The organism is Microbacterium sp., assembly GCF_031178525.1.
Taxonomy (GTDB): Bacteria; Actinomycetota; Actinomycetes; order Actinomycetales; family Microbacteriaceae; genus Microbacterium.
The window spans coordinates 1-5,047 of sequence record NZ_JAPSJA010000177.1; the positions used below are offsets into that span (position 1 = coordinate 1).

At 70.7% G+C, this 5,047-nt stretch carries 4 protein-coding genes; all 4 read left to right on the forward strand.

The window, feature by feature from the left end; all coding sequences use genetic code 11:
• Positions 1 to 911 (forward strand): sugar porter family MFS transporter (locus RIF89_RS10840; RefSeq protein ID WP_309069124.1); only part of this gene is annotated, 911 nt, incomplete at its 5' end.
• A 58-nt stretch (positions 912 to 969) separates the two neighbouring features.
• Entirely contained in the window at positions 970 to 2,790 is a 1,821-nt protein-coding gene (locus RIF89_RS10845) for a lipase family protein (protein WP_309069125.1), read from the forward strand.
• 85 nt (positions 2,791 to 2,875) lie between these two features.
• Positions 2,876 to 4,021 carry a cell division ATP-binding protein FtsE gene (gene ftsE / locus RIF89_RS10850; protein WP_309069126.1) on the forward strand — a complete coding sequence of 382 codons (1,146 nt, stop codon included), beginning with the start codon at positions 2,876 to 2,878 and terminating at the stop codon, positions 4,019 to 4,021.
• Positions 4,018 to 4,926, forward strand: a complete 909-nt coding sequence (gene ftsX / locus RIF89_RS10855) for a permease-like cell division protein FtsX (protein ID WP_309069127.1) — start codon at positions 4,018 to 4,020, stop codon at positions 4,924 to 4,926. Before ftsE ends, ftsX begins: the two co-directional genes overlap by 4 nt.
• Positions 4,927 to 5,047 lie beyond the last annotated feature (121 nt).

Consider the following 5,047-nt stretch of genomic DNA (forward strand, 5'->3'; position numbering starts at 1 on the left):
CGGGCGGTGCCGCAGAGGTGCTCTGGCTGGGGCTGCCGGCGTGGCGCTGGATGTTCATGATCGAGGCGATCCCCGCGATCATCTACGGCGTGATGGCGCTGCGCCTGCCGGAGTCGCCGCGGTATCTTGTGCTGCGCGGCGAGAACGACAAGGCGTCGCAGGTCCTGCTCGACTTCACGGGCGAGAAGGACACGAACCTCAAGATCCAGCAGATCCGCGATTCGCTGGAGTCGGAGCAGAAGGAGTCGTTCCGTGACCTCCTGGGTCCCGCACTGGGGCTCAAGCCGATCGTGTGGGTCGGAATCCTGCTGTCGGTGTTCCAGCAGTTCGTCGGCATCAACGTGATCTTCTACTACTCGACGACGCTGTGGCGCTCGGTCGGATTCGACGAGTCCAGCGCCCTGCTGACGTCGGTCATCACGTCCGTCACGAACATCCTCGTGACGATCGTCGCCATCGTGCTCGTCGACCGCGTGGGCCGCCGGAAGATGCTCCTCGTGGGCTCCGTCATCATGACGGTCGCGCTCGCGGCCATGGCAGTCGCCTTCTCGTTCGCCGAGCTCGTCACGCAGGACGGGACCACGACCGCAGAACTGGAGGCGCCGTGGTCGATCGTCGCCCTGATCGGCGCGAACCTGTTCGTCGTCGGCTTCGGCGCGACGTGGGGACCGATCGTGTGGGTGCTGCTCGGAGAGATGTTCCCCAATCGGATCCGCGCCAGCGCGCTCGCCGTCGCCGCGGCAGCGCAGTGGGTCGCGAACTTCGTGATCTCCACGACCTTCCCCGTGCTCAGCGGCATCGGCCTCACGTTCGCCTACGGGTTCTACGCGCTGTGCGCCGCCGCGTCGTTCATCTTCGTGTGGTGGAAGGTGCGCGAGACCAAGGGCATGGAGCTCGAGGACATGCACTGACCCGGGAGGCGGGAGCCGTCACGCCGGTCGGCATGATCCGAAGCAGAAGGAACGAGACGTGAGCGAGCCCGCGCGCCGCGGACCGTGGCTCCTGCAGCGGTGGGTCGCGCGTCTGCCGCGGTGGGTGCACCTCATCCTCGGCACGGCCGTCCTGGTTCTGGGCGCGGTGGTGCTCGTCCGGCCGACGACCTCGCTCGGCGAGCTGGCGCTGCTGTTCGGCGCCGGACTGATCCTGATCGGCATCCTCGAGTTCGAGGGTGGGGCCGACGGCGCCGGACGGGAACCCGCCTCGCGCGGGCACGTGGCCGTCGCCGCGCTGTGGATCGGCGCCGGCGTCCTCGTGCTCGTCTGGCCCGGACTGACGGTGCGTGCCCTGTCGGTCGTCGTCGCGGCGGGCCTGCTCGCGAACGGCCTGTTCTCGCTTGTCACCGCGTTCTCCCGCGACACGAGCACAAGCACGAGCGATTCCCGGCTCGCGTCGGGGCTGCTCGGGATCGCCGGCATCGCGTTCGGCCTGCTGGCGCTGCTCTGGCCGGACATCACCATGCTCGTGGTCGCCGTGGTCTTCGGCGCCCGGCTGATGATCGCGGGAGCGCTCGAGGTCTGGCACACGCTGCGTGGACGGAGGAGCGCGGCGCAGCGACCGCGCCCGGCTCGGGCGACCGGGTCCCGACGATGGGTGCGCACGATCGCCGCGCTCGTCGTGGTGCTGCTCGCGGGCGGCGCGGCCGCGCTCAGCGCCGCGCTGCGGGGCGGCTCGCCGGTCGTCGACGAGTTCTACGCGGCGCCGCGCGTCGTGCCCGACCAACCAGGCGAGCTCATCCGCGCCGAGCCGTTCACCCGTGGCGTGCCGGCGGGCGCCGAGGCGTGGCGGATCCTGTACACGACGACGAACGCGGACGGCTCGGCCGCCGTGTCGAGTGGGATCGTGGTGGTTCCCGCCGCGGGCGACGGCGACTGGCCCGTGATCGACTGGGCGCACGGCACGACGGGCTTCGCCCAGCAGTGCGCACCGTCACTGCTTCCGGAGCCCTTCGAATCGGGCGCGATGTTCGTGCTGGGCGAGGTGATCGCCCGCGGATGGGCGCTCGTCGCGACCGACTACATCGGCCTCGGCACCACAGGACCGCATCCGTACCTCGTCGGCGAGCCGAGCGGGCGCGCGGCGCTGGACGCGGTGCGTGCCGCGCGCCGGCTGGAGGACGCGCGCCTGGGTGCGCAGACGGTCGTGTGGGGTCATTCTCAGGGCGGCGGTGCGGCGCTGTGGGCGGGAGCGCTCGCGTCCGACTACGCGCCGGACGTCCCGCTGGACGGTGTGGCGGCGTTCGCGCCCGCGGCCGACCTGGAAGGGCTCGTGGAGGAGTTCGCCGGGATGACGGGAGGCAGCGTCTTCGCGTCGTTCGTGATCGCCGCCTACTCGCAGCTGTACGACGACGTCTCGTTCGACAGGTACGTGCGCCCGGGTGCAGAGGTCGCGGTGCGGGAGATCTCGACGCGCTGCCTCGCGGAGCCCAGCACCGCGATGACGGTCCTGACCGTCCTCGGGATGGGGAGCGACCCGAACGTCTTCGCCGTCGACCCGCTGTCGGATCCGCTCGGGACACGGCTGCGACAGAACACTCCTCCGCCGACGTCCTCCGCGCCCCTGCTGATCGGGCAGGGCGCGGACGACACCCTCATCCCTCGCGACGTGCAGGACCGCTTCGTCCATGAGCTCTGTCGTGCCGGGGCGCAGGTGGACTATCGCAGCTTCGCAGGTCGCGGACACGTGCCGCTCGTGGAGCCGGACTCGCCCCTGGTGCCGGAGGTGCTCGCCTGGACGGCTGCCCGCTTCGCGGGTGAGCCCGCGAAGCCGGGCTGCACCGCCACCGCGCGCTGAGCGCGGCGCCGGTCGTCCGTCCGGTCTCGATGGATCGGGTGTCGCTCCCTGCGTCGCGAGAGGCGGCGCTTAGTCTCGGTACGCCATGATCCGGTTCGAACACGTCACCAAGCGATACCGGGGGACCGCGATGCCGGCCCTCGACGATGTCGACTTCGAGGTCCAGCGCGGGGAGTTCGTCTTCCTCGTCGGCGCGTCAGGATCGGGCAAGTCCTCCTGCCTGCGCCTGATCCTGCGCGAGGACACGCCGAGCGACGGCCGCGTGGTCGTGCTCGGACGTGACACCAAGACCCTGTCCCACCGCCGCACGCCGTACTTCCGGCGCCACATCGGCTCGGTCTTCCAGGACTTCCGCCTGCTGCCCGCCAAGACGGTCTTCCAGAACGTGGCGTTCACGCTGCAGGTGATCGGCTCCTCCCGCGCCTTCATCCGGCAGGCGGTGCCTGAGGCGCTCGAGCTCGTGGGACTCGCCGACAAGGCCAAGCGCCTGCCGCACGAGCTGTCGGGCGGCGAGCAGCAGCGCGTCGCGATCGCGCGGGCCCTCGTCAACCGGCCGCAGGTGCTGCTCGCCGACGAGCCGACCGGCAACCTCGACCCGGCGACGTCCGTCGACATCATGATGCTGCTCGAGCGCATCAACGCGTCGGGCACCACGATCCTGTGTGCGACGCACGAGGCGACGTACGTCGACCAGATGCAGCGCCGCGTGATCGAGCTCAAGAACGGGCAGCTGGTGCGCGACGAGCGGCACGGCGGCTACGGCGACCGCTCGCACGTCAAGACGCTCGAGCCGCAGGTCGAGCGCGGCGCGGCCGCCGTCGCTGCGCTCACCGCGGTGCTCGAGCTGCAGCGCGAGGTCACGAGCAACCCGACCGGCGTCATCCAGCCGCTCCCGACCGAGGCTGCCGAGGCGCCCCGGGTCGCCGAGGCTCCCGAGGTCGCGGCGGTCGTGTACGCCGGGACGGCTCCCGAGGCGGTCGAGGTCGCCCGGGAGGAGCTGTTCGCCGATCTCATGACCGACGACGCGCGACCCGCGGAGCCGGATCCGTTCCCGCAGGAGCCGCCGAGCGGCGAGGAGGCCGCGCCGCATGGCGCGTTCGCGGACGAGCCGGAGGAGCAGCCCGCGGCGGACGAGAGCGCGCAGTCCGAGCCGCTGCACATCGAGGAGCTGGGCATGGCGGATCGCCTCGGCCTGCGCTCTCGCGACGACGAGGTGGGTCCGACGTCATGAGAGTGGGGCTGATCCTGTCGGAGGTGCTGACGGGCCTGCGACGCAATGCGTCGATGGTCGTCTCGGTCATCCTCGTGACGTTCGTGTCGCTCACGTTCGTGGGCGCCGCCATCCTGATGCAGGCGCAGATCGCGACCATGCGCGATTACTTCCAGGACCGCGCGCAGGTCGACGTGTACATGTGCTCGCCGATCTCGAACACCGAGACCTGCACCGGGGGTGTCGCGACGGAGGAGCAGGTCGCCGCGGTGCAGAGCGAGCTGCAGGGGCAGACGCTGTCGCCGCTCATTCAGGAGTTCACCTTCCAGTCGCCCGCCGAGGCGTATCAGTCGCTGGTCGAGAACCTGCCGGATCTCGCGGGCGTGCTGACCGAGGAGCAGACGAACGCGGTCTTCCACATCAATCTGCTCGACCCGTCCCGCTCCGATGTCATCGTCGAGGCGTTCAACGGCGTCGAGGGCGTGGAGCAGATCACCGACCAGCTCGAGTACCTGGATCCGCTGTTCTCCGCGCTGACGATCGCGACGTACATGGCCGTCGGGATCGCGGGCCTCATGCTGATCTCCGCCGTGCTGCTCATCGGCACGACCATCCGGCTGTCGGCGTACGCGCGGCGCCGCGAGGTCGGCATCATGCGCCTCGTGGGTGCCTCGAACCGGTTCATCCAGACGCCGTTCGTGCTGGAGGGCGTCGTGGCGGCGCTGATCGGCTCGCTGCTGGCGAGCGGCGCCGTGCTGCTCGGGGTCAGGTTCGGCGTCGAGGGCTACCTCACGGAGCGGATGAGCACGATCCCGTGGGTCGGCATGGGGGAGGCGCTCCTCGTGGTGCCCGTCATCGTCCTCGTCGGCGTCGTGCTCGCTGCGCTGTCCGCCGGGTTCGCGATCCGGCGCTGGCTGCGCGCCTGAGCGGTCCCGCGGTCGCGTCGAACCCGCACGCGCTCGGCACAGACCCGCGGATCGGACGCCGGGTTCAGCAGGAGTCGGACCAGATGCGCCGCGGCGCGTCGGGGTCCGTCACGTCGTAGAT

What these genes read in the sequence shown, in the direction of transcription:
- ftsE (WP_309069126.1), top strand. Translation starts at nt 2,876, where the DNA reads ATGATCCGGTTCGAACACGTCACCAAGCGATACCGGGGGACCGCGATG.
- ftsX (WP_309069127.1), top strand. Translation starts at nt 4,018, where the DNA reads ATGAGAGTGGGGCTGATCCTGTCGGAGGTGCTGACGGGCCTGCGACGC.